The sequence below is a fragment of the Aerosakkonema funiforme FACHB-1375 genome, assembly GCF_014696265.1.
Taxonomy (GTDB): Bacteria; Cyanobacteriota; Cyanobacteriia; order Cyanobacteriales; family Aerosakkonemataceae; genus Aerosakkonema; species Aerosakkonema funiforme_A.
This window is the reverse complement of sequence record NZ_JACJPW010000115.1, coordinates 1-25,793: the sequence shown is the minus strand read 5'-3', so window position 1 is coordinate 25,793 and position 25,793 is coordinate 1. Positions and strand designations below refer to the sequence as shown.

General features: G+C 44.1%; 30 protein-coding genes and 1 pseudogene. 21 read left to right on the top strand and 10 right to left on the bottom strand.

Features of this window, described 5'->3' with window-relative positions:
- Positions 1-618: 618 nt before the first annotated feature.
- The 7 genes from H6G03_RS30560 to H6G03_RS30535 all read left to right on the top strand — a co-directional run bounded on the left by H6G03_RS30560 (position 619) and on the right by H6G03_RS30535 (position 5,287).
- Entirely contained in the window at positions 619-2,229 is a 1,611-nt protein-coding gene (locus tag H6G03_RS30560) for a B12-binding domain-containing radical SAM protein (protein ID WP_190473424.1), read from the top strand.
- Positions 2,230-2,502: 273 nt separating this feature from the next.
- Positions 2,503-2,958 carry a hypothetical protein gene (locus H6G03_RS30555; RefSeq protein WP_190473421.1) on the top strand — a complete coding sequence of 152 codons (456 nt, stop codon included), beginning with the start codon at positions 2,503-2,505 and terminating at the stop codon, positions 2,956-2,958.
- Between the two features lie 345 nt (positions 2,959-3,303).
- Complete coding sequence (locus tag H6G03_RS30550) at positions 3,304-3,747, top strand: hypothetical protein (RefSeq protein ID WP_190473418.1); 444 nt, start codon at positions 3,304-3,306, stop codon at positions 3,745-3,747.
- A gap of 64 nt (positions 3,748-3,811) precedes the next feature.
- Positions 3,812-4,267 (top strand): SRPBCC family protein, encoded by a 456-nt coding sequence (locus H6G03_RS30545; protein ID WP_190473415.1) that lies wholly within the window; start codon positions 3,812-3,814, stop codon positions 4,265-4,267.
- Positions 4,268-4,361: 94 nt separating this feature from the next.
- Entirely contained in the window at positions 4,362-4,550 is a 189-nt protein-coding gene (locus H6G03_RS30540; RefSeq protein WP_190473409.1) for a CPXCG motif-containing cysteine-rich protein, read from the top strand.
- A gap of 55 nt (positions 4,551-4,605) precedes the next feature.
- A complete protein-coding gene (locus tag H6G03_RS39035; RefSeq protein WP_255512300.1) occupies positions 4,606-4,734 on the top strand; it encodes a hypothetical protein in 129 nt (42 codons plus the stop codon).
- 97 nt (positions 4,735-4,831) lie between these two features.
- Positions 4,832-5,287: a hypothetical protein gene (locus H6G03_RS30535; protein ID WP_190473407.1), complete on the top strand. Its 456-nt coding sequence runs from the start codon at positions 4,832-4,834 to the stop codon at positions 5,285-5,287.
- Between the two features lie 102 nt (positions 5,288-5,389).
- Here the strand turns inward: H6G03_RS30535 and H6G03_RS30530 are convergent, their stop codons facing one another.
- Together H6G03_RS30530 and H6G03_RS30525 are read right to left on the bottom strand one after the other, a co-directional pair.
- The gene (locus tag H6G03_RS30530) at positions 5,390-5,989 is read right to left on the bottom strand and encodes an MBL fold metallo-hydrolase (protein WP_190473405.1); all 600 of its coding nucleotides are present in this window, start codon (positions 5,987-5,989) and stop codon (positions 5,390-5,392) included.
- A gap of 60 nt (positions 5,990-6,049) precedes the next feature.
- On the bottom strand, positions 6,050-7,750 hold the full coding sequence (locus H6G03_RS30525; RefSeq protein WP_190473402.1) for a metallophosphoesterase family protein: 1,701 nt from the start codon (positions 7,748-7,750) through the stop codon (positions 6,050-6,052).
- A gap of 189 nt (positions 7,751-7,939) precedes the next feature.
- On the opposite strand from H6G03_RS30525, the gene H6G03_RS30520 reads away from it, so the two are divergent.
- Entirely contained in the window at positions 7,940-8,137 is a 198-nt protein-coding gene (locus H6G03_RS30520; RefSeq protein ID WP_190473438.1) for an RNA-binding S4 domain-containing protein, read from the top strand.
- Positions 8,138-8,251: 114 nt separating this feature from the next.
- On the opposite strand, the gene H6G03_RS30515 is transcribed toward H6G03_RS30520, so the two are convergent.
- Positions 8,252-8,419 (bottom strand): hypothetical protein, encoded by a 168-nt coding sequence (locus H6G03_RS30515; protein WP_190473399.1) that lies wholly within the window; start codon positions 8,417-8,419, stop codon positions 8,252-8,254.
- Positions 8,420-8,664: 245 nt separating this feature from the next.
- Positions 8,665-9,726: a ribosome small subunit-dependent GTPase A gene (gene rsgA, locus H6G03_RS30510; protein ID WP_190473396.1), complete on the bottom strand. Its 1,062-nt coding sequence runs from the start codon at positions 9,724-9,726 to the stop codon at positions 8,665-8,667.
- A gap of 81 nt (positions 9,727-9,807) precedes the next feature.
- Between rsgA and H6G03_RS30505 the strand changes: the two genes are divergently transcribed.
- Genes H6G03_RS30505 through cysK form a run of 3 tightly spaced genes read left to right on the top strand, consistent with a single transcriptional unit; the run spans position 9,808 to position 11,714 of the window.
- Positions 9,808-10,260, top strand: coding sequence for a hypothetical protein (locus tag H6G03_RS30505; RefSeq protein ID WP_190473393.1), 453 nt, complete (start codon positions 9,808-9,810; stop codon positions 10,258-10,260).
- A gap of 36 nt (positions 10,261-10,296) precedes the next feature.
- Complete coding sequence (locus tag H6G03_RS30500) at positions 10,297-10,734, top strand: RrF2 family transcriptional regulator (RefSeq protein WP_190473391.1); 438 nt, start codon at positions 10,297-10,299, stop codon at positions 10,732-10,734.
- Positions 10,735-10,751: 17 nt separating this feature from the next.
- Entirely contained in the window at positions 10,752-11,714 is a 963-nt protein-coding gene (cysK, locus tag H6G03_RS30495; RefSeq protein WP_190473388.1) for a cysteine synthase A, read from the top strand.
- Positions 11,715-11,900: 186 nt separating this feature from the next.
- Here cysK and H6G03_RS30490 read toward each other — a convergent pair whose 3' ends face one another.
- Positions 11,901-12,605 (bottom strand): tetratricopeptide repeat protein, encoded by a 705-nt coding sequence (locus H6G03_RS30490; RefSeq protein WP_190473386.1) that lies wholly within the window; start codon positions 12,603-12,605, stop codon positions 11,901-11,903.
- Positions 12,606-12,819: 214 nt separating this feature from the next.
- Complete coding sequence (locus tag H6G03_RS30485) at positions 12,820-13,188, bottom strand: response regulator transcription factor (RefSeq protein WP_190473384.1); 369 nt, start codon at positions 13,186-13,188, stop codon at positions 12,820-12,822.
- Between the two features lie 327 nt (positions 13,189-13,515).
- Here H6G03_RS30485 and H6G03_RS30480 point away from each other — a divergent pair, with 327 nt between their 5' ends.
- The gene (locus H6G03_RS30480; RefSeq protein WP_190473381.1) at positions 13,516-14,160 is read left to right on the top strand and encodes a response regulator; all 645 of its coding nucleotides are present in this window, start codon (positions 13,516-13,518) and stop codon (positions 14,158-14,160) included.
- Here the strand turns inward: H6G03_RS30480 and H6G03_RS30475 are convergent.
- On the bottom strand, positions 14,157-14,504 hold the full coding sequence (locus H6G03_RS30475; RefSeq protein WP_190473380.1) for a GUN4 domain-containing protein: 348 nt from the start codon (positions 14,502-14,504) through the stop codon (positions 14,157-14,159). The genes H6G03_RS30480 and H6G03_RS30475 overlap by 4 nt on opposite strands.
- 111 nt (positions 14,505-14,615) lie before the next feature.
- On the opposite strand from H6G03_RS30475, the gene H6G03_RS30470 reads away from it, so the two are divergent.
- From H6G03_RS30470 to H6G03_RS30445, 6 genes and pseudogenes are all read left to right on the top strand, one after another.
- On the top strand, positions 14,616-15,170 hold the full coding sequence (locus tag H6G03_RS30470; RefSeq protein WP_191056027.1) for a cysteine dioxygenase: 555 nt from the start codon (positions 14,616-14,618) through the stop codon (positions 15,168-15,170).
- A gap of 147 nt (positions 15,171-15,317) precedes the next feature.
- Positions 15,318-16,748, top strand: a complete 1,431-nt coding sequence (locus tag H6G03_RS30465) for an FAD/NAD(P)-binding protein (protein ID WP_199315556.1) — start codon at positions 15,318-15,320, stop codon at positions 16,746-16,748.
- 126 nt (positions 16,749-16,874) lie between these two features.
- The gene (locus H6G03_RS30460; protein ID WP_190473376.1) at positions 16,875-18,236 is read left to right on the top strand and encodes a cystathionine beta-synthase; all 1,362 of its coding nucleotides are present in this window, start codon (positions 16,875-16,877) and stop codon (positions 18,234-18,236) included.
- A gap of 99 nt (positions 18,237-18,335) precedes the next feature.
- A pseudogene (locus tag H6G03_RS30455) lies at positions 18,336-19,502 on the top strand (cystathionine gamma-synthase); the annotation flags it as partial.
- 32 nt (positions 19,503-19,534) lie between these two features.
- Complete coding sequence (locus H6G03_RS30450; RefSeq protein ID WP_190473371.1) at positions 19,535-19,846, top strand: DUF4926 domain-containing protein; 312 nt, start codon at positions 19,535-19,537, stop codon at positions 19,844-19,846.
- A gap of 124 nt (positions 19,847-19,970) precedes the next feature.
- Positions 19,971-20,807, top strand: a complete 837-nt coding sequence (locus H6G03_RS30445) for a hypothetical protein (RefSeq protein WP_190473368.1) — start codon at positions 19,971-19,973, stop codon at positions 20,805-20,807.
- An 80-nt stretch (positions 20,808-20,887) separates the two neighbouring features.
- Here H6G03_RS30445 and H6G03_RS30440 read toward each other — a convergent pair whose 3' ends face one another.
- The gene (locus H6G03_RS30440; RefSeq protein WP_190473433.1) at positions 20,888-21,418 is read right to left on the bottom strand and encodes an MgtC/SapB family protein; all 531 of its coding nucleotides are present in this window, start codon (positions 21,416-21,418) and stop codon (positions 20,888-20,890) included.
- 200 nt (positions 21,419-21,618) lie between these two features.
- Positions 21,619-22,569, bottom strand: coding sequence for a sulfite exporter TauE/SafE family protein (locus H6G03_RS30435; RefSeq protein ID WP_190473366.1), 951 nt, complete (start codon positions 22,567-22,569; stop codon positions 21,619-21,621).
- 432 nt (positions 22,570-23,001) lie between these two features.
- Between H6G03_RS30435 and H6G03_RS30430 the strand changes: the two genes are divergently transcribed.
- The 3 genes from H6G03_RS30430 (at position 23,002) to H6G03_RS30420 (ending at position 24,976) form a co-directional block, all read left to right on the top strand.
- On the top strand, positions 23,002-23,379 hold the full coding sequence (locus H6G03_RS30430; protein WP_190473364.1) for a four-helix bundle copper-binding protein: 378 nt from the start codon (positions 23,002-23,004) through the stop codon (positions 23,377-23,379).
- A gap of 205 nt (positions 23,380-23,584) precedes the next feature.
- Positions 23,585-24,388 carry a CBS domain-containing protein gene (locus H6G03_RS30425; protein WP_190473430.1) on the top strand — a complete coding sequence of 268 codons (804 nt, stop codon included), beginning with the start codon at positions 23,585-23,587 and terminating at the stop codon, positions 24,386-24,388.
- A gap of 27 nt (positions 24,389-24,415) precedes the next feature.
- Positions 24,416-24,976, top strand: a complete 561-nt coding sequence (locus H6G03_RS30420; RefSeq protein WP_190473361.1) for a PsbP-related protein — start codon at positions 24,416-24,418, stop codon at positions 24,974-24,976.
- Between the two features lie 195 nt (positions 24,977-25,171).
- Here the strand turns inward: H6G03_RS30420 and H6G03_RS30415 are convergent, their stop codons facing one another.
- Complete coding sequence (locus tag H6G03_RS30415; protein ID WP_242060500.1) at positions 25,172-25,702, bottom strand: Crp/Fnr family transcriptional regulator; 531 nt, start codon at positions 25,700-25,702, stop codon at positions 25,172-25,174.
- Between the last annotated feature and the right edge of the window lie 91 nt (positions 25,703-25,793).

Here is a 25,793-nt window from a genome sequence, read left to right as displayed (position 1 = left end):
TAGGGGCTAGGGGCTAGGGGCTAGGGGCTGGGAGCTAGGGGCTAGGGGGTCGGGATAAATTTTGCACGATTCGCGGCTCCTATCTGGCTTTTTTGTCCAGTTACTAGCCGATAGATGTTTTGGCCGGGAAATAAGTTGCGATCGATATGCACGGATTTTAATTAACTTTGTGCAAACTTTGCTTATGTTAGATCGGCGATCGGTCTTTTGAGCGTTTAGGCCCACAGGAGTGTGGCCAAATGATTTTTTTATGTTACACGAGACGCTTTAGACCCGTCATTGGGCGCGGATGAGAAATATTGCCGCGAATGTGACGGACGCTATTTTAAAGCGGGGGTAGCTCTGTGTTATTAGAGCATGATAATTCAGAACTCGGATAATGCAACCATTACTTTGTTTCGCTATTGAGGGTGAATGCTGTCCTAGTGCCAAATTTTACATAAATTTTTCGATAAACCAAAATCCTACGGCAGGCAAATGTGGGAAAGCAGGAATAGGGTGAATTTTGATGGCTAAAGTCGAGCTTAGATTGCCGTAAAGTCCTTAGTTACAATCGAGTTAGCCAAAATTCCGGTCAGACTGGCAAAGTTCACCACCTTCTAAGGCTAGAATTAACTTGTGACAATCAATTTATTTGCTGCCGAACGCCTTCTATTCACTCCAGCGACGCCTAACAGCGATGCCATACCTACTATTTTTGCCTTTCCTAATGAGTACAGTGTTGGGATCGCCAGTCTGGGGTATCAAATTATCTGGGCAACTTTGGCAATGCGTTCGGATGTTGAGGTAAGTCGCCTATTTACGGATACTCGCGAACGGTTGCCCAGAAATGCTGAGTTAGTGGGTTTTTCTCTATCTTGGGAATTGGATTATGTAAATATCCTGAGTTTGTTGGAATTGCTAGAAATTCCGCTGCGATCGCTTGTGCGCGGCAACGAAGATCCGTTAATATTTGGTGGCGGCCCGGTGCTGACTGCCAACCCAGAACCATTTGCGGAATTTTTCGATATTATTTTGTTGGGCGATGGGGAAATTTTGCTGGGCAATTTTATTGAAGCATACAAAGAAGTTCGCAATGCAGATCGGCAAACTCAACTGCGACGGTTGGCACAAGTTCCCGGTATCTATGTTCCCAGTTTATACGCAGTGAGTTATGAGGATGCTACTGGTGCGATCGCATCTATTCAACCAATAGATACAGAAATTCCGAAGACTGTAGAAAAACAGACTTACCGCAGCAATACTTTGTCTGCTTCAACTGTAGTTACGGAGAAAGCTGCTTGGGAAAATATCTACATGGTGGAGGTAGTACGCAGTTGTCCGGAAATGTGTCGCTTCTGTTTGGCAAGTTATCTAACATTGCCTTTTCGGACGGCAAGTTTGTCAGATTCGCTGATTCCGGCGATCGATCGCGGTTTGGCAGTAACGGATAGATTGGGATTGCTGGGTGCGTCTGTAACGCAACATCCAGAATTTGAAAATTTGTTGGATTACCTCAGTCAATCCAAGTTCGATCGCGTTCGTCTCAGTATCGCTTCCGTGCGGACAAATACCGTAACTCAAAAGTTAGCAGAAACTTTGGCAAAACGCGATACTCGTTCGATTACAATTGCTGTAGAAAGCGGTTCGGAAAGATTGCGGCAAATCATCAACAAAAAGTTGCACAATGATGAGATTATCCAAGCGGCGGTGAATGCCAAAACTGGTGGATTGAAGGGAATCAAACTTTACGGAATGGTGGGTATTCCGGGTGAAGAACCTGCTGATTTAGATGCAACTGTGACGATGATGCGGGAAATCAAAAAAGCTACCCCCGGTTTGCGTTTGACGCTGGGATGCAGTACGTTTGTGCCGAAAGCGCATACGCCGTTTCAGTGGTTTGGGGTAAATCCGGAAGCAGAAAAGCGGTTAAAATTTTTGGAGAAACAACTGAAACCGCAAGGGATAGAGTTTCGACCGGAAAGTTATAAGGATTCGCTGATTCAGGCGTTGCTATCGAGGGGCGATCGCCGCTTATCTCATTTGTTAGAATTAACGCGGCACTATGGCGATTCTCTGGGTAGTTATCGACGTGCGTTTAAAGAACTGAAAGGAAAGCAACCGGATATGGATTACTACGTCGGCGCTAACTGGTCAATTGAGAAAGTATTGCCTTGGACTCACTTGCAAGGGCCACTTCCCCAGGCAACGCTGCAAAAGCATTTAGCTGCGGCAACTAGCTTATTTTAGCTAATACGGCATTTTTGCGCGATAATGGCAGAAGAGGGGTAATAAGAGCGGATGAGGTATCCTTCGCTCTATGCCTGATGACCTCCTCTTCTTTGCTTGGATGGAAAAGCCACAGACAACAGGCTTTTTGGCAAAATACCTTCAATGGGTGAACTACAGGAATAAAGGATGTGTTGATCTGTAAGTAGATACAACATCAAGCTAGCTTAGATAGGTGAAATCAACTCAGGACAGCCATTGCTAGACATATACTATCTTGGAGTAAATTAACCCGTGAAAGTCAGAAATTCTCAACAGCTTTATCCACAAGCATTGCAGTTGTTTGCGATCGCGATCGGTGCGTCTTTATGCTTAGCACCGTTGGCAGAAGCTGTTAGCTTTAATGGTTCCAAAGATAACATACAAGCACCCACAAGTTTATCGAACTCTCAGAGCATCGAAATAGCGCAAGCGGCAGTTTGTCCGCAAAACAGCGGTGGTAGTTTGTTCGTCGCTGCGGAAACCAGAAACTTTCTGGTATATATTTGTGGAGGCGACCTACCAAATACTTACGTCGGCGTTGCCAAAAATGGAACTACAGGTAGTATTTCTCTGCCGTTGCAAAGCTACACTAGAGACCGATTTGTAGCTGTTAATAGAAATACTCGTTATACCCTTACTCGGAATGAGCTAATAGTTTCTCAAAATGGTCGAGTAGTTCGCAGAGAACCGGCAACTTGGAGAAGATAATGTAGTAGTTTTTCCCTGGTAAGAGAGCGAGAATAAATTAACATTCGGTAGTATTATAACCCGTTTTCTGATAGAAAGCGGGTTTTTCATATTGACGATCTAAAAATTACTTAACGTCTAGCTTATCACACAATTTTTAAAAGCGCCTCACCCTATAAGTGGTAAATTTTATAGCTAAATGGTAGCAGCAAAATAGGTATTATTTACATCCGAATTTTTACGGAAAACCTTTGGCTTGAATTGGAGGATATAGTAACAGACAATTGCATAGATTAACGCTCATACAAATTGGGGCGCTAGGAATATAAGCAAACAATAGTTTCATCTTCACAGGCAGGTTTAATTATGGCATTCGCAAATTCTAAATTTAATAGCAAACAAGCATTGAAAGTGATGCTGGTGGGTGTGGGAGCCCTTTTATTTTTGAATCCTTCAGCAAAAGCTGCACAGCTTGGTGCAAGTGACTCCGGTGTTTATGGCGATCGCGCAATGGTATTGGCAGCTGCACCTAATGATTGCTTAAACGATATTGCCGAAGGTTTCACTGCGGAAACTCGCAATTATTACGCAGGCATTTGTTACACTGGAAATGGTACTTATTACGTTGGTCATTCCAAAAATGGAAATGGTAGCATCCTTCTGCGCGTTTCTTCTCCCAGGAGAAATGTATATGTCGCCAGGAACGGTCGCTACACTTACACTCTGGACATGAACAGGAATCAGTTGACTATCAAGTTGCCAAATGGCAGACAGATCGTCGAAAAAGTTATCCGGGTAATTGATTCGTGATTTTTTCTCGTCAAATATGATAATCTAGCTTTTGTAGCTAAAGCTGCAAAAGCTATTTGCCATTATGCTGCACTTCAAACACTCCTCACTCATCGATGCGTCGGTGGAAGCTGTCTGGAACTTTCACGAAAGACGGGATATTCTGCAAGTTCTCACACCACCCTGGCAACCTGTAGAAGTGATTCGCCGCGAAGGTGGACTGGAGGTGGGTGCTATCTCGGAATTTCGCATTGTTTTAGGGTCATTTCCGGTGCGGTGGATAGCACGCCACACTGAATGCGAGAGGTACAGACTATTTACCGATAAACAAATTGCGGGGCCAATGGAGTACTGGGTGCATCGACACGAGTTTGCCAATGAAAATGGTAAAACTAGGCTGACTGATGCAATTGAATTCGGATTACCTGGAGGATGGATTGTCGAAATGGTTTTAGCTTGGTGGGTTGACCAGCGATTGAAGGATATGTTTCGCTATCGGCACGAAGTAACTAAACGAGAATGCGAGCAAAAAAAGAGCTAGGTGATGGTGGTTAATTATGAAGCGAAGAGCGAAATTTTTCTATTTGTTCACCTAGCTTTTTTTGATTGGTAAATTTTAGAGCGCTTTTTTTAAGATGGAAACAACAGCTGAATACTATTGTGCTTATTGTGGCGAAAACAATCTGACTTTTGTTGACTTGAGTGTCGGCGCTCAACAGTCCTATGTTGAGGATTGCCAAGTTTGCTGTCACCCTAATATTTTGTACGTGCGGGTGGATGAAGATACTCTTGATGTGGAGATTGACAGCGAATACGAAGGATAGGATGCGATCGCTGAATTTTTGACTGCTTTTAATTTGGCTGTATTCGCTCTTGGGGATGTATCAATCTAGACTCTGCGATCGCGTATCGGACAACGAGCGATCGCATAATCATCAATATACCAAACTCGATCGAGAAGCTACTAATATTAAGAATGATAACGAGTTTGAAAGTATGTTGCTCTAGAGCTTACATATAAAATTAAAAAAATCTAAAATTTAACAGCAAATATACAAGTGTAGATGTATACTAAAATTTAAGTGCAATTACGGAATTTGCTAAAATGAAATGGAATAGCCAACAAGTCTTAAAGTTAGCATTGGTTGCGGTTAGTACATCTTTATTCGTAACACCCAACCTAAAAGCTATAGCTACAAACGTCGTATCCACAATACAGGAAAGGACAACAGCTGACCGACCATTTTTAATTGCACAACAAAGTCGCACGCGACGACTTCAGTTTGCGCGAGGTAGAAACTCAACGACTGTAAAAGATGCCGTAGTTCGAGGTACTACAGATACTTATCTGCTTGGGGCTCGTGCAGGTCAGACAATGAATGTTAGCATCTCATCTGTGGAAGCAAACGTTGTTTTTGATGTTGTCGCTCCTAATGGCACAAAGCTTACAGAAGAAGCGACTAGCTTTAGCGGCGAATTACCTGCAACGGGGGATTACCGGGTTGTCATTGGTACAACGCGAGGGAATGGAAGTTACACGTTGCAAGTTTCGATTAAATGAAGTAAGGAAGCCAGAAACCGGGTTTCTTCGTCGATATCTAGTTGAGAAAGCAACGATTTTTTTAAGAAACCCGGTTTCTTTGCGTAAGTCCTAACTAATTAATCAAAGTGCAGCTGCGAGTTCTTGTAACTGCTGATATCCATTGTGGAAAACTGACCAGCCATCTCCTATCAGCACAGTTTCGATTTTGCTGAAGTCAGCCAATTTACGCACTGACGCCACAGCTTCTGCGCGGTTTTTGAGTTTGGCATCGGGTAAAATCATTAAGCTACCTGCTTTGTGTGCGCGGATTAAGTCTCCGGTAATTAAAGTTGTTTCTTCTAAAATTAAAGCTAATTCACCCGGAGTTTTCGATCCTTGCATTTCAATAACTTTCAATCCCGGTACTAATTCTTCACCGTCAGATAGCCAGCGATCTACGGGAATAGGAAAAGTTTCTTGTTCCGCTGATGGCGCTGCTATTTTTGCACCAGTGAGTTGTGCGATATCTTTGCTATCGCGGATATGATCGGAATTGGTGATAATTATCCAAGCTGCGCCACCCAAAGAGTTGAGATGTTCTCGGTCATGATTGGATAAAGGTAAGGCATCTATAAGGATGTTACCTTCAGGACGAATCCACGCAACGCTGTTGAAATCGACATTGCGATCGCTATCGAAAGATGACCACGCATATAAGTCAGGACGATGGAGTGATTTCATGGGAATTGCCAAAGTAATTGCTTATTTATTTGACAATACCACTCTCACTGTTTTCAAGTATTAAATTTTTGACTCTTTCAATTTAAACTCATCAAATTTGATAACTTCTCCTCCTTTTGTCGTATCGAAGCGATAACTGCTTACCGTAGCAGTTGCCGTATCCAAAATAGTGAAAACTGTGATATCGTTACTGGCAACGTAAGGCAGCGAGTGAGCGTTTTCATCTATCAATGGAGCTATTGTCGGTACGATCGGGTCGAGTTTGTTTGGATCGCCAGTTGCAACATACTCTTCTTGATAGCCGATCGGGATATTATTTCGTCGTTCCTCGCCAATAAAAGCACCGTAAGAATTACCCACATTTGAACTTTCTAAAAAGTGCATTCCGCTGTCGCTGACAAACCGATTCCACAAATGAGAATGTCCAAAGAAAACCAACTGCACCCCAGCACTTTCTAGCAGCGGTAAAACATCGCGAATGATGTAATCTTCGTGCTGAGGATACTCGTATCGAATAGATTGGATCTTGCCATCAAGATTTCGCTCAATTTTTTGTACCGGGTCGGTAAAAGCGGGAACAATATTTTCACCCAGCGTATGCGCCGGATGATGGAACATCACGATTTTGTATTTGGCATTTTTAAATTCAGGACTGTTGAGTTCTTGCACTAACCAATTATATTGAGTGCTGCCTTTTTTAATCGGTTCAAAGATGTGCTGTCCGTATCCCCACTCCATCGGTTTGTCGAAATCTTGTTCGCGTTCTCTATATTTTCCCTTGGCATTTTCTCCCAGGCTGGGAATTCGCCAAACACAAGCAATGAACGGCACTACTAAACGTACATCTCCCAAGGTAACAGCATAATATCTTTTCCCACCCGGCGATGTAGAAGGAAGAGTAAAAATTTCTTCGTATGTATCTGTATTAAAAGAATGATTTTTCAGCCAAGTTCGCCGCATCTCTGGGTCGTTATTTGGGTTGAGTGCTTGTGCATTTTTGTCGTAAATTTGCTCGGATACAGTGAGAGGAAATGGATTGCTAAACTGAGACTTCAATTCAGTTAGCATTGAGAAACGACCCATAACTTCGTGATTGCCAAGCGCGGGAAAAATCGGCGCGTGTTGTATTAGTTGACCGCCAGTGTAAACTGTGGTAATACCGTTTTTGGTAATTTCGCCATTGGCACGACCTTGCAGACAGGGGAAAAAGGCAACTCCACGATTATCGTCAAACCATTCCGAAGCGCGATCGGGAACATTGACCAAATCGCCAACGAAGAAAACTGCATCAACTCGCTGCACTGTTTCTGCTACTTTTTGCAAGTTGGCAGGTGTCATCGGCATCAACTGATGGTCGGATGTTAGTAAAATTTTCAGAGGCATTCCCGCCGGTGGTGAAGCCGCGAGGGTGAATACATCGCTACTGACACTTTCACCATCTTCTCGCACACTGGTAACGCGATAAGGAATTCGTTTAAGAGGAGTTAATCCGGTGACTTCTGCTTCGTGTCGCCAGATGTGGCGAATGGCAATCTTTTCATATATTTCGCCTTCTCTCCTTTGTTTTCCTACTTTCGATCGCTCATCTTCCCGCGTGCGACTAAGCTTGATGGTAGTCGCGACAGCAGTAAAATTTAAGTCCTCACCGTAGGTAACGATATGGCGAGAACCTGCAAATTCGGTAAACCAAACAACTCGCACTCCTGTTGCGGTGGGAAGTTGCAAAAATGGATCGGTGAGTAGCTGGGGTGAAGAAGACATATGTAGCAGTTTGACTGGGGACACTATTAGATATCTTCAGAAAAGAATCTCAAAGGGCAGGCAGGATGCCTACCCTACAAGATTTTTTAGAGATGTCTATTATTTTACTGTTACGCTTATCGCTGTGCGTTGTTAAACTTTGCCATAATTAATGTGAAAGACAAATACCATACCGTACATTATGGATTTATGACGAAAACTGACACGATAAAGCTCGACCAGTATTTAAAGTTCATCGGTGTAGCGCCAACTGGCGGACAAGCTAAGCTGCTGATTCAAGATGGTCATGTACAGGTCAACGGCGAGACTGAGATTAGACGGGGACGACAATTAGTTACAGGCGATCGCGTAACGGTTTTGGGACGAAGTTATCAAGTCAGACTGTAAAAAAACGCGATATCTTAGGATCTGGTTTGGGAAATCTCGGTCTTGAACGCCGCAGACATGGGGTTTTTTGGGTGCGATCGCTACTTCAGTAACTCTTGATAAAATTCTGCTGTTTCATCTGGAAGATAAACCATAGGCTGTGATTGTAGCGATCGCCAATCTAGCTAACTCACTTCCGCTCAACATTTCAGCACGTTTTTTTATTTCATTTTTGCCAAACAGAAATTGTCCGAGTTGTTGTCTTAAAAGCTGATATTCCAGACTGGAATTAGCTTTTTGCAAAGCGGGATTTTACCGAAGCATTAGTGTCGGAAATAGCTATGCGATCGGCTATCAGAAGTGCTTCTTTTTGCATATAATTTAAACCCTAAAAAATTGTCAAAAATTGTAGGGTGCGTTAGCGGTAGGGTAACGCATATCTTGCGCTCATACACTGGGCAGGCGGGACGCCCACCCCACAACAAAGAGATTGTTCTTGTGGGATGGGCATCTTGCCCGTCCGAACTGTTTTATATGCAACAGTTCAGTTATCGTTTGGGATTTTTTCTCATCGTTTTATGAATTTTTTTCCATTTTTCCTTCTCCGCTAAATACGCTTTTTGGTCTTGTTTGCGCGTCATGTATGCCAGTTCATCTTGCAGTTTTTGATAGTTGTAGAAACGTCGTTCGTCAAGAGTGCCGTCAAAGAGAGCTTGTTGCACTGCACAACCGGGTTCTTTTTCATGTTTGCAATTGCGGAAGCGACATTGTTCTGCGAGTGCGTAGATATCGGTAAAGGTTTCCTGAAAACCTTCATTGCCATTCCACATTTGGATTTCTCGTATTCCGGGAGTATCTATTAGCAAACCACCAGAAGGTAAGACAATCAACTCTCGATGAGTTGTGGTGTGTCTACCTCGACTATCTGTTTGACGGACTGACTGAACTGCTTGAATGTTTTCTCCGACTAATTGATTGACGATCGTCGATTTTCCAACGCCAGAAGAACCGACTAAAGCTACAGTGTTTCCCATCCCTAAATAAGGTAGCAAGCTGTCGATTCCTTGGTTGGCGATCGCACTCAATACAACAATCGGTACGCCAACAGCTATTGTTTCTACTTCACTTCTAATTTCCTCGAAATCTTCGCACAAATCGGCTTTATTCAAAACGATAACTGGATTAGCGCCACTTTCCCAAATCAAAATCAAATAGCGTTCGATTCTCGCGAGATTGAAATCTCCATCTAACCCAGAAACCAAAAACACCGTATCGATGTTGGTGGCAATTATTTGTTCATTTGTCTGTTTCCCTGCCAGTTTGCGCGAAAATTTGCTTTTTCTGGGCAATATATCGTGTATTGTGGCTTTTTCTCCATTGTCGATCGCACCGATTACTACCCAATCACCTACCGCTGGAAAATCTGTCCTTCCGCCGGCACGGTAGCGCATTTTTCCGGTTACTTCTGCGGCCAGTTCTCCAAATTCGGTGTAGAGTATGTAAGTATTTTTCTGTTCTTGAACGACTCGACCAACAATATATCCATCTTGAAGATTGCTGTCAAAGTTTTTCGCAAAAAAACTATTCCAGCCAAGTAACTCTAAATTCATTGAAGTTTCCTCGATGTGTGCGTATGCTTACCGCAAAGCTCACAGAGGAATTGGGTAAATTATTCTCGTACATCAGAATGTTTGAATAAAAAACTCTGTGAGGTTGCGGTGTTGTTTCTGGACGGTCATGGTAGTTTCAACGGCGACAATATCTTTCATATTTCTCTTTCCTTAATAGTTACAAACTGGATTGGCTTCACCCAAATGGGTTTGAAGTGTCAGGATTTGAGATTGCATACGCCCAAAAGGGATGAAACCTACAATTTCCCGATTCCCTTCACTGTAACATCATACTACATTAAAAGCAAGCCACATCAGTTGATAAAAACATTGTATTTTACGATTTTTTGGTATCTAAATATACTAATCTTCATCCAGGATTTACGCACTCTGGGACTGGAAACCTGCTTTATTCGTTGGTTTTTAGCTGTTAAATCATCATTTTTCAGAGAAACTGGGTTTGTTTACTTAAATTCTCAAAACCTCAAAAGCTATAAAAAAATACACAAATCCCATCGGCTAACCGTAGTATAGTAAATATGAAGTTGGCCTTTAGACGATCGCACAGGCATGGAACTGTCATGTAAAGTTAATTACGCTTTGTTAGCTCTCCTAGAATTAGCCAGACATCGGGAGCGGGGGAAGTTAGTGCAAATCGAGCAGATAGCTGCCGACTACCAAATACCCGATCGCTATTTAGCGCAACTGTTAATGACGCTACGGCGGTGTGGCATAGTTCGGAGTCAGCGTGGAGCCAAAGGCGGTTACTTGTTAGCTCGCGAACCCGGGCAAATAACGCTGCTGGAAGTTTTCACTTGCTTGGAGGGGACATGGAGCCACAAACAGGAAAGTCAAGCGGCGTCATTAACGCAGGCGCATTTTGCGATCGAGGAAATTTGGCAGGAAGCGACAATGGCAGCTACCGCAGTCTTGCAGCGTTACACCTTAGAAGATTTGCGCCAAAAGCGCGATGAAGGCCAACAATTCAATCCCATGTACTACATTTAGCTGTGAAGGAGCAAAAAATGCGAATTGCCCGCGATATCACGGAATTAATAGGCCATACACCTCTAGTTCAGCTCAATCGGGTTCCTCAGTCAGAGGGATGTTTGGCGAGAATAGTTGTGAAGTTGGAGGGGATGAACCCAGCGGCTTCCGTCAAAGACCGGATTGGCTTCAGTATGATTGAGGCAGCTGAAGAAGCGGGACTGATCGAACGGGGTAAAACTGTTTTAGTAGAACCGACTTCTGGCAACACCGGTATTGCTTTAGCGATGGTGGCAGCTGCCAAAGGCTACTCCTTGATTTTGACCATGCCGGAGACGATGAGCCAGGAACGGCAGAATATGCTGAGAGCTTACGGTGCCAAACTGGAGCTGACTCCCGGCGCAGAGGGTATGAAAGGGGCAATTCGCCGTGCGGAAGAAATTGCGGCGGCGACTCCGAATGCTTTTATGCCGCAACAGTTCCGCAATCCAGCCAATCCTAAAATTCACCGGGAGACGACAGCGGAGGAAATTTGGGACGATACCGATGGACAAATCGATATTTTAGTAGCTGGTGTGGGAACTGGCGGTACGCTAACTGGGATAGCGGAGGTCATCAAACAACGAAAACCGAGTTTTCAAGTGGTGGCGGTTGAACCTCTCAGCAGTCCGGTGATCTCTGGAGGTCATGCAGGGCCACATAAAATTCAGGGTATTGGAGCTGGGTTTATCCCGGAAGTTTTGCGAGTGGAGTTGATTGACGAAGTTATCACTATTGCGGATGAGGAGGCGATTTACTACGGTCGCCGACTGGCAAGAGAAGAGGGGGTATTGTCGGGAATTTCTTCGGGGGCCGCTTTAGCGGCGGCAATTCGGGTGGGCAAACGTCCGGAAAATGCCGATCGCTTGATTGTGATGGTACAGCCGAGTTTTGGCGAACGCTATTTGAGTACGGCGCTGTTCAAAGATTTAGAACTGTTTGAAACGGCGACTTTGAATTAAAGCAGAGCTTTTTCGATCGCATTGTAGGTTGGGTTGAGCGACAGCCAAACCCAACACCATACGCCTTTTGTAGGGTGCGTTACACATTAAACTTGTTCGTTATTAATAATCCATCGAGTCTAACGCACCCTACCATTTGTTGCATATCGCTCCGAAATCAGGTATGACTTAAACAAAATTCGCTCGTTATTGTAAAGTTCTAATTATTTCCAAAGTTTGCTGATACAATTCTTGTTTTCCTTCTTGTTGGAAGAGATTAGCTGCTTTTTGATAATCTGCGATCGCACCTTCTTTGTTTCGCAAAATGCTGCGAGCCAGACCTCGGTTATAGTAAGCCATTGCATAGTTGGGATCGATCTCAATTGCCCGATCGTAATCATTTATAGCTCTACGATAGTCTTTTAAATCGTAGCGAGCGTTACCCCGATTGTAATAAGCCACAGCATTGTTAGAATCAAGGCGAATTGCTCGATTGTAATCTTGAATAGCTCCCCATCTATCTCCCAAATCCAAGCGAGCGTTACCCCGATTGTTGTATGCTGCTGCTAAATTGGGATTGAGACGAATCGCTCGGTTATAATCTTGAATAGCTGCCTGTTTGTCTCCGGAGTTAAAACGAGCAAGACCCCGGTTGTAGTAACCTCTGGCATCGTTAGGATTAAGGCGAAGTATTTCCGTAAGGGCGGCGATCGCACCTTGGTAATCTTCCTTGTGATATCGCTCTTCTGCTTGGCGATAAAGCTCTTCAGCGCCGGACTCTTGTGCAAGTAGGGTGGGTGTTGAGGAAGATAGAGCTAAATTGGTACTTGCCTCAGACAAAGAAGCTGAGAATAGGCAAATACTTGCAGTCAAGCTCATCAATACTGCCGCACGCCAGTAAGGAAACAGCATATAATTGCACCTGCCATGAGTTTTACTGACTATATTTATAAAGGGTAATGGATAATGGAAAAGAAAAATGGTAGGGAGTAGCTGGGGAGAATTCTCCACATCCATCTACTACCTACCATACCTTGAGCTACCTAAAATCGTGCAACCACAGACAGTTTGCAGTTTCCACAGCGGTTGCAAAAATCCTGATGTTATGCGATCGGGCTAGGGCATTCTAATTTTCACGGAGCAGCCGTGCGATCGCTTGAATTAGTTCTTCTTGCTCAAACGGCTTGCCAATATAAGCATCTGCACCTACCTTCATTCCCCAATAGCGATCGACTTCTGTAGTTTTTGCCGAACACATAATTACCGGAATATCCTGAGTTATGGGGGTTTTCTTAATACGACGGCAGACTTCGTAACCGTTCATTTGAGGCATCAGAACATCCAATATTACCACATCCGGGCAAGTATTTTGCACCCGTTCCAACGCTTCCTTCCCATTACTGGCGACTGTTACTTGAAAGTCATTGCCTTCCAGGAAGTCTGCGATCATCTGCCGTTGTGTGGCGCTGTCTTCTACAACTAGAACACTACTCATAAAAACTCGCTTTCTGTTATAGAATCAGTTTGTTTCCGGTATCACCATCCTAGAATTAGTATAGAGAAACCACATGAGGCGCAAGTCCTGAATTTGTCTGGGACTTTAGTCCTAGTTGTACTTGGGGCTGTTCCAGATTGCCATAGCTAGAGGTCAAAAGGCTCCTGGGCTCTGTGTTAGGCAAGTTCGTATCTATCCTCTACGGGTTTTTCCGTATCTGCCGTCACTTTTGCCGATCGTCTATTTGCTTGCGATCGACGTTCTGAGCAAAAACTTGACATTAGTATTAGCAATGATGTATAGGTTCTTAATTCCCGGTTCTCGATTATGATTCGTATTTTATTAGTTGACGATCAGAGCCTAATCCGTCGGGGGTTAAGTGAATTGCTAAGGTATGAGGATGCCTTTGAGGTGGTGGGAGAAGCGGATAACGGCTTAGTTGCCATTTCTCAAGTGGAAGTATTGCAACCGGATGTTGTCCTGATGGATATTCGGATGCCTGTGATGGATGGCGTCGCTGCTACCAGAGAAATTTGTCAGCGCTTTCCCCAGACGAAAGTCTTGGTATTGACCATTGATGATGACGATGAATACGTAGCGCGTGCGCTCCGTTATGGAGCGGCTGGCTATTTGCTTAAAGACACTCCACCAGAAGAAATAGCGCAGGCTATTCGCGTTGTCAATAAGGGTTACACCCATCTGGGGCCTGGTTTGGCGAAGAAGATTGTAGCACAGCTTCCCACTAGAGCTCCCAGTCCTCCTCCAGGTTGGACGGAATTGACGCCGAGAGAGCAAGAAATTTTAAAGTTAATTGCTACTGGTGCCAACAATCGCGAGATAGCGCAAACACTTCACATTTCTGAGAAGACGGTGAAAAACCACGTTACCAGTATTTTGCATCGGTTGAATTTACGAGATCGCACTCAGGTGGCTATTTTTGCCCATTCTTTTCTCCCTTCCTTGGCTAATTAAAGTTCGCAAATGTCCACGCGCACATAAAAATTTTCTGCACTGCGCGACCACAGTCCCCAGACAAAGGATGCCACCCACGCACCGCAACCGGGTAGGTGGCCTGTCGGAGCATCAATACTATAATTGAGCAATGATACGCTCAACCATTTTCCTTCGACGCGCCAACCGACGCGATCGCCCATTTTTTCCCAATCTCTGCTAACTTCCCGATCGTAGATGCGCTTTTGCACGCTAAACCCGAATCGTCCGTTTGAGTAATCGACCCAAAGGCGATCGATCGTGCGGAGGTCGGTGCAGGGTAACTTATTGAAGGTGTGTATTGACAAAATACCCAGTATAAGCATTTTTACCGATGCCAAACTGGGATAGGCGAATTTAGGTTGTGTAGCAGCGAATTCAATTCGCCTTCTTGTGCAGAAGCATACTATATTACAAATTTTCCCATTGGTGGTAGTATGTCGGTAAATTTATTAACCAAACGGCTTACCCTCGATAACTTTATTTTGGAGATGATGAGTATACCGCCACAAGATCTCCAGATCGAGCAACTGCAAGACTTGGTGGGACAACTCGATTTAAACGATACCCTGCTCAGACAACATATCAGTTTTTCCGATCGGACATATGCACGCAAGTTGCTTTGTCGGACATCGCGGTTTGATATGTTAGTGCTAAGCTGGCATCCAGGACAATTTACCACAATTCACGACCACGCGGGAGCGCTCAATGTGACTCGCGTCAGAAGCGGTACTCTGACAGCGCGTCTGTTTGAAGTGTACGACGAGCGATCGGATCGGGAAAAGTTGGTGCGCGTTATCGATGAAGAACAGTTGGGAAGAGGTGGCTTAGCTACTGTCGATCGTCACCACATTCACCAACTGGCGAATACCTCCGACGAAAAGCTTGTTACCCTGCACGTCTACGCGCATCCGCTTGCAAGTATTAATGTATATTGTCCCAATTCGGGACAAGTCGATCGCGTGGCGCTGCAATATACCTTGGAACAATAATTGATATAAATTCTGGAGTAGAGCTTGACTGAATAACCAAATTCTTGCTCATTCCCGATCGAACTTCCTTGGGTGAAGCAGGAAGAGAATACTAAGTCGAATTAGCAAGTTTAGTTAGATTTAGGTAAGTTTTTCGGAGCAGATAACTTGTCTACTACAATTGCCATTATTGGCGGTGGCTTCAGCGGTACGATGGTGGCAGCTCATCTTCTGAGAAAAGCCACCTTTCCCCTAGATATCAAACTGATCGAACGCAGACCCGCAATTGGAAAGGGAGTAGCTTACGGAACTAAGTACATCTGTCATTTACTCAACGTTCCGGCGGCGAAAATGAGCGCTTTTCCCGACGATCCGGAACACTTTCTGCGTTGGGTACAAAAAGAAGAAATAAGTCGGGGAAATCTCGTACCGTCTGGAGTACAGCCAAACACTTTCGTACCGCGCCAGATTTACGGAAAATACATTCAAGCTGTTTTGGATGAGGCGGAAATTGCTGGGAAAGAGAACGTGCGACTGGAACGAATCAAGAACGAAGCGGTATCAATTTTACCAGATGGGAATGGCGCAACCATATCTTTAAGCACCGGCCAAAACTTACGAGTAAATAAGGTTGTCCTTGCTTTGGGTAACTTTCCACCCAGCGACCCATTCGTGCAAGATAAATCTTTTTATACAAGTTTGCGTTACGTGAGCTACCCTTGGTCTGCACAAGCACTTTCAGATTTAGAACAGGATGATGCAGTTTTGCTGATCGGATCGGGTCTGACAATGCTGGATTTAGCTGTGGCGTTGAAAGAGCAAGGTCACGCAGGGGCAATTCACGTTGTTTCGCGTCACGGACTGCTGCCATACCCTCATAAGTTTACCAAACCTTACCCAACTTTTCTGAATGTGGAGACAGCGCCGAAAAATATTCGGGCTTTGGTAAAATTGGTACGTCAGGAAGTCAAGAATGCGATCGCTCAAGATTGCGATTGGCGTGCTGTCCTGGATTCCCTACGTCCGATTACTCAGCAATTGTGGCAGCAATTACCTCTCAAAGAACAGCGACGTTTTCTGCGTCACGTCCGCATTTATTGGGAAGTTCACCGTCACCGCGTTTCGCCGGGAGTTGCAAATACTGTTTCCGAAATGCTGCATTCAGGTCAAATGGTCGTTCATGCAGGTCGCATTCAAGGTTACGATGAAGACGATCGCGCTGTGGATGTCTCGCTTCGCAAACGAAAGATTAGTCACAAAAATTACGCTGGCGAAGAAAGCGGAAATACTTCAGAACATGAAGTTGTGCGCGTACAGCGAGTAATTAATTGTACTGGTACGGAGTGCGATTATCGCAAATTCGGACATCCGCTGATTCAAAATTTGCGATCGCATGGTTTTATCCGTTCCGATGCTTTGGCGATCGGTTTGGATGTTGCGCCAAATGGTGCTTTACTGGATGTGGATGGTATGGTTTCCCAAATTTTATATACTCTGGGGCCACCTCGACAAGGACGGCTTTGGGAGACTACGGCTGTTCCGGAAATTCGGGTACAAGCGGCGGCGTTGGCGGAAGAGTTGTTGGGAATGAAGGTTTGAGGATAATTTTAAGCGCAGATATCTACAGATAAACGCAGATAAACGCAGATGTTTTTGAGTTTTTGTGGTTGAGGGGATGATTTTTTGGATGGGTGGTAAAGGTGGGGTATTTTTTGGAGGTGGGTTATGGCAAGTTACAATAATATTTTGGAAGCGATCGGCAGAACTCCCCTAATTAAGTTAAACAGAATTACTGAAGATATTCAATCCACAATTTACGCGAAGGTAGAATATCTCAATCCCGGTGGTAGCACTAAAGATAGAATCGCGTTGGGGATGATTGAAGCGGCAGAAAAACAAGGTCTTTTGCAGCCTGGGGGTACAATTATTGAGGCGACTGCTGGTAATACTGGTGTCGGTCTGGCGCTAGTTGCTGCTATTAAAAAATATCGCTGCATTTTTGTGATGCCGGATAAGATGAGTCAAGATAAAATTAACTTGCTCAAAGCTTATGGTGCGGAAGTTGTGATTACTCCCACATCTGTAGCGCCTGATTCTCCGGAAAGTTATAATGGTGTGGCAGATAGATTAGCTAAAGAAATCCCTGGCGCTTACAGACCGAATCAATTTGAAAATCCCCACAATCCTTTAGCTCACTATTTAACAACTGGGCCAGAAATTTGGGCAGATAGTAACGGGAAAGTAGACGTTTTTGTTGCTGGGATGGGTACTGGCGGTACTATTTCCGGCGTTGCTAAATATCTGAAAGAGCAAAACCCGAATATTGCGATCGTAGGCGCAGACCCGGAAGGTTCGATCCTGTCTGGCGATAGTCCCAGGTCTTACAAGGTGGAAGGAATAGGCGAAGATTTTATCCCCAAAACTTTCAACCGCCAAATAGTAGATGAAATGGTGCGAGTCAGCGATAAAGAATCTTTTAATACAGCGCGTCGTTTGGCGCGAGAAGAAGGTTTGTTGGTCGGCGGTTCTTGCGGAACGGCGGTAGCAGCAGCGTTGAAGTACGCGCAACGATTGACAGAACCTAAATATATTGTAGTGCTTTTACCGGATACGGGCAGAAATTACATCAATAAGATTTATTCCGACCAATGGATGCAGGAGAATGGTTTCTGGTCAGGACAAACGGTAAAATCTATCAAACTTGGCGAAATCCTCGGACAGAAGAAAGATTTCCCCGCACTTATTTCTGTAAATCCGCGAGATAGCTTGATGCAAGCGATTAAACTTCTGCAAAAACACAATATCTCCCAAGTTCCGGTTGTTGATAATAACGATGTCGTGGGAAGTTTAAACGAAGCATCTTTAATGAAATTGCTGCACGAAGGAATCAATTTCGCCAATCAGGAAGTTTCGGCGGTCATGGGTAGACCTTTACCTGTGCTTGACGAAGATATCGATATTTCCGAAGCGTATCGCGTGCTTTTGTCCGGAACTACTGGTATCATAATCAAACGGGATGAAATTCCAGTAGGATTAATTACCAGAGCCGATTTAATCAAATATTGGATCGGTCAAACAGAGGGATAATATCTTCGTCCGCTTAATTTCCAAACGCAGCCAAAATTTGCGATAAAAAACCTCTGCGTCCCTCTGCGTTAACCTCTGCGCCCTTTGCGTTAAAAAAACTCTAATTGCGAAACCAACAAATTTGATATGATGGAATTTGAAACCAGAGCTATCCACGAAGGTCAAGCACCCGATTCCGTGACGGGTTCTGTCATTGTACCAATTTACATGACCTCGACTTACGAGCAAGAGGCGATCGGTCAACATAAGGGTTATGAATATTCTCGCACGGGTAACCCGACGCGCACCGCTTTGGAGAAAGCTTTGGCTGCAATTGAAAGTGGCAAATACGGTTTGGCTTTTGCTTCCGGAGTCGCAGCGACAACGACGGTATTGAGTTTGCTGAAAAGTGGCGATAATATCATCGCCGGAGATGATATCTACGGCGGAACTTACAGACTTTTGGAAAGGGTTGTCAAAAATTGGGGGATCGAAACAACTTACGCCAGCGTTGACGATTTAACCAGTTTTGAAAAGGCGATTCAACCGAATACAAAGCTGATTTGGATCGAAACGCCGACAAATCCGCTGTTAAAGATTGTCGATATCAAAATTTTATCAGAAATTGCACGACGACACAACTTAATTTTAGTTGTGGATAATACTTTTGCGAGTCCCTATTTTCAAAGACCGCTGGAATTAGGCGCGGATATTGTCGTTCACAGTACGACTAAGTATCTAGGCGGACACAGCGATATTATTGGCGGCGGTGTGGTTACTTCTAATGAAGAATTATATCAACAATTGAAATTCTACCAGAATGCGATCGGTGCTGTTCCCAGTCCTTTGGATAGCTACTTGGTGCTGCGGGGAATCAAAACTTTGGCGGTGCGGATGCGGGAACATGAGAAAAATGCTTTGTTTTTGGCGCAGTTTTTGGAGAATCATCCCAAAGTCGATCGCATTTATTATCCCGGTTTGCCAAGTCACGCACAATATCATCTCGCCAAACAACAAATGTACGGTTTTGGCGGAATGATTAGCTTGGAATTGAAAGGCGGATTCGCAGCAGTTGAGGAGTTTGTGGCGCGACTGAAGTTATTTTTCCTAGCAGAAAGTTTGGGAGGCGTGGAATCTTTAGTTTGCTATCCGGCGAAAATGACCCACGGTTCTATCCCGGAAGAGGAAAGGTTGAGACGGGGAATTAAAAATAATTTGATTCGCCTTTCTGTGGGTATTGAAAATCAGAAGGATTTGCAAGAAGATTTGGAGAATGCTTTGGGATAGAAGATACTCGCTGAAGGTGGGAAATGTAAACGATGATTGAACCAGAATTATTTGATGTAATTGAATTGCTGGTTAATCTGACTGAGTATAATCTTGAGGCAGGAATGCGAGGAGCAATTGTAGATTGTTATGGTGACGGTAAGTATGAGGTAGAGTTTACTAACGAAGAAGGGGAAGCAGAGGTTATTTGTCCGATATCATCTCACCAATTTATTGTAGTTTGGAAAGCTAAAACTAAGAATTGGTTATCAGTATCAGAACAGATTGTAGCCGCGATCGCGAATTTGTCTGAGGAACGTAAACGAGAAGTTTTAGATTTTACTCGTGCTTTATATCAAAGGTAATTAAGTAGGTGGGCATAATTAAACTGTAGAAGATAAATTGGAAGACGATCGCATCGAACTAGCTCCAGATGATGCAGAATGAATAGTGAGAGGAATAAGTTGCAAGCTTTTTGAGCAATCAGTTATGAATGAAATTTCACCACAGATAAAGTTGGGTGTTCTGGATTTTATAAAGATGATTTACAACGGACACCCAGAATACTCACTGATAGCAGTCAAAGCATCCATCGACGATACAGTGCAGGCGTTTATTGAATTTCGAGAAGGGCAACAAGTAAAGGAAAGAAGGGATTACAAAACCTTTCGTATGAAAGAACGAAAGATTGTGCATAGAAGCATTCGCTGGGAGCAAAACATTCCCATTCGCCGAGGTAAAGAAAGATACGATGATGATGATGGAGGAGAAGAAATCGTGTGGGGAATTCTGTTTCTTCAAGTTTATGGCAGCGAGTGGACGGTAATTTTGCGATCGCTGTGCTGGCTACGAGATGAAATTGATGATGTCCCTAAAGAAGCTAAATCCCTGTCTACGAATCTACAAACCAAAGCAATTACCCTGATGGAAGGCGAGACAACTGGTTATATTGGCTATGAACTATTAAAGAATGGCGAGTTACTTGAAAAGTTTGAACACGATGGGGATGATGAGGACTTTTATTTTGAGTCCAAATTGCGCGAAAAACCCGACATCCATTTAAATCGGTATTCGGACGAGGATGAAGATTACAACCCCGATCGGGAATATGATGTCAGTACACAACCGAGAAATCAATTTGTAGACGCATTTTTCCGCGAATTGGGAATTTACTTGCCAGCTTGCTATCCTGTTAGCGATGATGGAAAGCCAACTCTAGCATTTGTAGCAGATTCGGAAAACACGATTGAGCGTGCAGATTGGGTTTCTGTAGAAGAGAAATTAGAAAACGATCGCATCGAAGCAGATCCAGATGATGCAGAATAATTTAAATGAGATAATCGCTGTCCCGCTTGAAAAACTCTCGAAAAATCGGGAATATTCACCTCTCGATCCTCTAAAGTTGGTTATTGCTGCTGTACATCTTGGCTAGAAGCAGTATCCTTTTGCCGTATTTTCGTCAACTTGTAGCCATTCAGACGAATTAAGGGAGATTTCTTGATTTTTTTCACTCCGCTGAGAACCGCTAACGCCATCAGCGTTCCGATCAAACACATTTGCCACAATCCACAACCTGCTGCTGCACCCAATCCAGCCGCCAGCCAAATAGTTGCGGCGCTGGTTAATCCCTTGACTTCTGGTTTACCAAATTTCTGACCGGATTGTTGCAAAATCATTCCCGCACCCAGAAATCCGATTCCCGCCGCCACGCCTTGGATAGTTCTACTCAGAGCATTTGTGGAGTAAAAGGTACTTTCGCCATCCACTTGCAAGGGAATCATCACAAACGCAGCTGAGCCTAAGCTAACTATCATGAAGGTTCGCAAGCCTGCGGGTCTACCGGGCTGCTGGCGATTATAGCCGATCGCACCGCCAACCACCAGTGCGGTACTCAGCCTGAAGATTATAGTTTGCCAATCGCCGGAACTGAAAAAGATGGAACTCATTGCTTGTACTCCCGCAAAACTAGAATCGGCATCCCTCAGTCCGCCAGTGTGCCAAGTAACTACGGTAATTCGCTCGGCTTACTGAAGATTAATATTAAGTCTAGGTTAAATATTGGTTAAATTCAACGCTCGCCCTAAATACAGCAGTTTCGATCTGAGTTAGCCGAAAACTGCTGTAGGCGATCGCTGCGTTATGCTGCTCGATTCGATAAAGTCGAGGTAAGTCGGTAGACGTTTGGGTGTGGTGAAGTAGTAATAAAGCGCTCTCTGTATGGCATTTTTATAACTATTAAAGATTGAGGAATTTTTTGGCTATCTGCTTCTAGCTGCTGTGCGATCGGTTGTTTCCCTCCGCTCATCCCCGTTTGCCAAAAAAAGTAAATCGGTAAAATTGCCAAAACAACCTGAAAACCTAATTTAGCAATTAGATCGGGCATTTTGGGCAGCAGTCGCGTCCCGATTTGAACGCCGATCGCACCTGTAATTCCCAACAAAATACCGATCGAATACAGCACATTTCCTTTCATCGCATGACCTGTGAAAGCTGAGGATGCTGACAGGACAACCACTCCCAAACTCGTCGGCGCTGCGATATTCATCGGTTCTCCTAACAGCGCAATTTGCAAGGGAACCATAATTATGCCGCCACCAATGCCAAATAAACCCGCCAATAAACCCGCTGCACTACCAGTAAAAAAACGTCCCAAATTTGACAGCCAAGAATGCTTTGGCGGTGCGGCGATATCTTCTGTTTTACTGAAGCTTCGCTGGAGTTTGATAACAAAAATATTCGCTAATAATAATCCGCCAAAAGCACCGATCAGTAAATAGCCTGGAATCTGCTTTACCAAATAAACTCCCAGTTGTGCAGTCGCCAAGGAAGGAAGCCCCAAGATTATCACTTTCTGGAAGTTCAACTTGCCCATCCGCCAGTTTTGCAAGCTCCCAGAGATAGATATAAACAACATAGCAAAGCTACTCGTAGCTACGGCTTGGATGGGAGTCAAACCGAGGCTAACCATTAGAGGAACCAGAAAAATACCGCCACCAATGCCCAAAAGCCCAGCCAAACACCCTGCAATCAAGCCGCCGAAACCTAGTGCTAGCGGATAGGAGTGGAAAATCAAAGTCAGGTAATTCATAACTGATAGCAATATGAGTTATTTACCTTTTTAACTTCAGAGGTTAACTGTTTTACAAGTCTTAATTTTTATATTATACACATTTCTTTACCTTGCTCCTATTTTTTAAGAAAATGTAAATATAACGAGCGAATTTGCCTGATAAATCTTCCCCATCGCAGATATTTGTCAAAATAATCTTAATCTCCGGTAAATTTATCGGAATACTTTAAATAAATTTTCAGTAATCTCCGGTAAATTCATCGGAATAGTTGAAAATCAAATATGAATCTTATATCACAGTTTTTTAAGGTGTAACAAGATAGATTATTAATGTGTTAGTATACAACTGCAAGCAGAAAAAAATATTTTTTCACTTGCAACAAAAATAGGGAGCAGTTACGTTTCTGCTTCCTCAGATAGATTCGCTTTTCCTAAATTAGGAGCAAATTTATGATGATGATGATGACGAAAGAAGCCATGCCGATGAGCAAAGATATGCAGGAATGTATGCAAGCCTGCATGGATTGCTACAAAATGTGCATGGAATCCATGACTTATTGCATGGAAATGGGCGGCAAGTACATGGAAGGCTCGATGATGGGCATGATGCGCGACTGCATGGAAATGTGCCAAATGTCCATGAATATGATGATGATGGGTTCGGAGTTCATGGGACGCACCAGCGAGCTGTGTGGGGAAATGTGTATGCGCTGTGCGGAATGCTGCGATATGATGGGCGACGATGCCAAGATGAAAGCTTGTGCGGATTCTTGTCGTCATTGCGCCGAAATGTGCAAGAAAATGTCCATGATGATGATGGCTGCTTAATAAGTTAAAACCTCGCAGAAGGATGTCTGCAACCTAAGAACAAACGCCCGGAATGAAACAAGTCCGGGCGTTTGAAATTGTGCTAGAGATTGAAACTGATGAAATAATTATATCTATAGTAACTGCCAAGACATTCTTAATTGCTGAAAACCTTTATTCTAGACCCTTCTTCCCCGACGCCCTAGCAATCACCTTGTCTCACAGCATGAAACAACTGAAATCCACTTCTGCTGACTTGCGGAGTCTGTTCGAGGATAGTATCACAGTCAAATACGTTGCCGAACCTCTCAAGTCTGTGCTAGCTTCCCAATCGGCGGCGGTTGTGCGCCAGTGGATGGAAAGTCTCAACTTTGACGTTCTCGGAGTGGAAGATAATGGTATAATTTGCGGCTATATCGATCGCCAGAGTTTGGCGGATGGTCAATGCGGCGACTACCAGCGCATTTTTCACCCCTCGGAATTAATCGCCGCATCCACGCCCCTGATAGAATTGCTGCGGATTTTGCGGTATAAAACAAAGGTGTTTGTGTTGGATCGCGATCGCGTCAGCGGTATCGTCACACGCGGAGACTTACAAAAAGCACCGGTACGGATGTTACTGTTCGGACTCGTCACCTTGCTGGAAATGCAGATCCTCCGGCTAGTACGGATTTACTACCCAAATGATTCATGGCAGCCTTTCGTCAAAAGCGATCGAGTGGCATTGGCGAAAAAATTATGGCACGATCGGCAAGCGAAAAACGAAGCGATGAACTTGACAGATTACCTGCAATTCTCCGATAAGCGGGAATTAATCCTCGCCAAAACAGAAATTGTCGATCGACTTGGGCTAAAATCCAAAAGATCTGGAGAGCGTTTCCTCAAATCAGCCGAAGCATTAAGAAACAAGCTCGCTCACGCCCAAGACTTAGTAAATGATTCATCTTGGCCAGAGTTAATTGAATTAGCAGCTGAAATTGAAACACTCCTGCAACGCTGTGAAGAAATTGAATCTGACGATATTATTTAGGGCAAGTCGAGTAGGTTAGAAAAAACTATGAAATTCAAACTTTTGCTTTCCACAGCCCTGAAAATTGTTGCGTTTTTAGGATTTGTTACGCTGCCCTATACAGTTTTTGGGACAAAGATTGGTGTCGCACAAAATAGTCCCGTCACCACAGAAACGAGATTTTTAACTTACGTAGAACCGCGTGAATATGCAATTCAGTATCCTTTTGGTTGGTTTGTAGAGAGAAACAGGAGCGACCTGACAATCATAACAAACGATCGTCTGGCTATCGTAGGAAATCAGGATTTTCCAGAAAATTTTATCAAAACGGATATATATATTCAACCGAAAAATTTTGAGACGGTTGTCAAGGAGGCAATTTCAGCCCAGGAAAAAGTTGGTTATCAGATCAAAAGAAGAAGCAGGCTGAATATTAGCGGACTAGAAGCAGTTCAACTATGGATATCCGAATCAGAAACTGATGCAATTATTACGATGATTCGTTATCAGAATAACAAAACCATTTATATGGCTAGTTTCTACGCTCCCAGCAATACATCGGCAATCTCTATGATTCAGAGAATACATAACTCTTTTAGAGCCATCTAAAAGAAGGGGCTAGGGGTTAGGGGCTAGGGGCTAGGGTAAGAGAGGGGAGCGGGGGAGCGGGAGAACGGGAGAGCGGGAGAACGCCATAAAGGTCGAAAATTTACATATAAATTCCCCCACTCCCCCACTCTCCCCTTCTTCTCCACTCCCGCTTCCCTCTTCCCTAGCCCCTAGCCCCTAACCCCTAGTTCCTAGTTAAATTTCGTAGTGCCACAAAGACTGCTCTTGCATAACGACAACTTTGCGATGCAGGCGTTGAATAATTCCCTGCTTTTCAAAGTTATTGAGAATGCGGGTGACAGTAACTCTGCTAGCGCCAATAATTTCAGCCATTTGCTGATGGGTTAAGCGCAGATCGATAATTTGTCCTCGATCGATTTCGCGACCGAACCTTTTGCCCAACCAATTCATCAATCGAAACAGCGAGGCGTCAATAGGTTTGCTGTGTACAATTTCCAAAAATTCTCCGAGACGTTGAGCGTGTAGAAGCATAGCATCAGTAGCTAGATCCCAGTTACCGGCGGGCAGTAATGTTGCTTGTACATCAGTTAAGCATTCTATTTGAAGGGGATCGGCTTTTGATAGGGCTCTACCGACAATATCTCCTGGCCCCCACAATCCAAAGGTGATACAAGTTCCGTCTTCCTGCCACGTCATGGTGCGGATGACACCCGTTTCAATTTGCCATAGAAAATCTTCGCCCAAAGGCAGTAAGTAGTCGGACAAAAGTAATCGACACTGTATGAACTTTTGTTAAGGCACTTGCAGGAGTGCCTTCGCACAGCGTGCCGTAGGCATATCGTGCATCGGCACAATT

What these genes read in the sequence shown, in the direction of transcription:
- H6G03_RS30550 (WP_190473418.1), top strand. Translation starts at nt 3,304, where the DNA reads ATGGCATTCGCAAATTCTAAATTTAATAGCAAACAAGCATTGAAAGTG.
- H6G03_RS30545 (WP_190473415.1), top strand. Translation starts at nt 3,812, where the DNA reads ATGCTGCACTTCAAACACTCCTCACTCATCGATGCGTCGGTGGAAGCT.
- H6G03_RS30540 (WP_190473409.1), top strand. Translation starts at nt 4,362, where the DNA reads ATGGAAACAACAGCTGAATACTATTGTGCTTATTGTGGCGAAAACAAT.
- H6G03_RS39035 (WP_255512300.1), top strand. Translation starts at nt 4,606, where the DNA reads ATGTATCAATCTAGACTCTGCGATCGCGTATCGGACAACGAGCGATCG.
- H6G03_RS30535 (WP_190473407.1), top strand. Translation starts at nt 4,832, where the DNA reads ATGAAATGGAATAGCCAACAAGTCTTAAAGTTAGCATTGGTTGCGGTT.
- H6G03_RS30530 (WP_190473405.1), bottom strand. Translation starts at nt 5,989, where the DNA reads ATGAAATCACTCCATCGTCCTGACTTATATGCGTGGTCATCTTTCGAT.
- H6G03_RS30525 (WP_190473402.1), bottom strand. Translation starts at nt 7,750, where the DNA reads ATGTCTTCTTCACCCCAGCTACTCACCGATCCATTTTTGCAACTTCCC.
- H6G03_RS30520 (WP_190473438.1), top strand. Translation starts at nt 7,940, where the DNA reads ATGACGAAAACTGACACGATAAAGCTCGACCAGTATTTAAAGTTCATC.
- rsgA (WP_190473396.1), bottom strand. Translation starts at nt 9,726, where the DNA reads ATGAATTTAGAGTTACTTGGCTGGAATAGTTTTTTTGCGAAAAACTTT.
- H6G03_RS30500 (WP_190473391.1), top strand. Translation starts at nt 10,297, where the DNA reads ATGGAACTGTCATGTAAAGTTAATTACGCTTTGTTAGCTCTCCTAGAA.
- cysK (WP_190473388.1), top strand. Translation starts at nt 10,752, where the DNA reads ATGCGAATTGCCCGCGATATCACGGAATTAATAGGCCATACACCTCTA.
- H6G03_RS30490 (WP_190473386.1), bottom strand. Translation starts at nt 12,605, where the DNA reads ATGCTGTTTCCTTACTGGCGTGCGGCAGTATTGATGAGCTTGACTGCA.
- H6G03_RS30485 (WP_190473384.1), bottom strand. Translation starts at nt 13,188, where the DNA reads ATGAGTAGTGTTCTAGTTGTAGAAGACAGCGCCACACAACGGCAGATG.
- H6G03_RS30480 (WP_190473381.1), top strand. Translation starts at nt 13,516, where the DNA reads ATGATTCGTATTTTATTAGTTGACGATCAGAGCCTAATCCGTCGGGGG.
- H6G03_RS30475 (WP_190473380.1), bottom strand. Translation starts at nt 14,504, where the DNA reads ATGCTTATACTGGGTATTTTGTCAATACACACCTTCAATAAGTTACCC.
- H6G03_RS30470 (WP_191056027.1), top strand. Translation starts at nt 14,616, where the DNA reads ATGTCGGTAAATTTATTAACCAAACGGCTTACCCTCGATAACTTTATT.
- H6G03_RS30460 (WP_190473376.1), top strand. Translation starts at nt 16,875, where the DNA reads ATGGCAAGTTACAATAATATTTTGGAAGCGATCGGCAGAACTCCCCTA.
- H6G03_RS30450 (WP_190473371.1), top strand. Translation starts at nt 19,535, where the DNA reads ATGATTGAACCAGAATTATTTGATGTAATTGAATTGCTGGTTAATCTG.
- H6G03_RS30445 (WP_190473368.1), top strand. Translation starts at nt 19,971, where the DNA reads ATGAATGAAATTTCACCACAGATAAAGTTGGGTGTTCTGGATTTTATA.
- H6G03_RS30435 (WP_190473366.1), bottom strand. Translation starts at nt 22,569, where the DNA reads ATGAATTACCTGACTTTGATTTTCCACTCCTATCCGCTAGCACTAGGT.
- H6G03_RS30430 (WP_190473364.1), top strand. Translation starts at nt 23,002, where the DNA reads ATGATGATGATGATGACGAAAGAAGCCATGCCGATGAGCAAAGATATG.
- H6G03_RS30425 (WP_190473430.1), top strand. Translation starts at nt 23,585, where the DNA reads ATGAAACAACTGAAATCCACTTCTGCTGACTTGCGGAGTCTGTTCGAG.
- H6G03_RS30420 (WP_190473361.1), top strand. Translation starts at nt 24,416, where the DNA reads ATGAAATTCAAACTTTTGCTTTCCACAGCCCTGAAAATTGTTGCGTTT.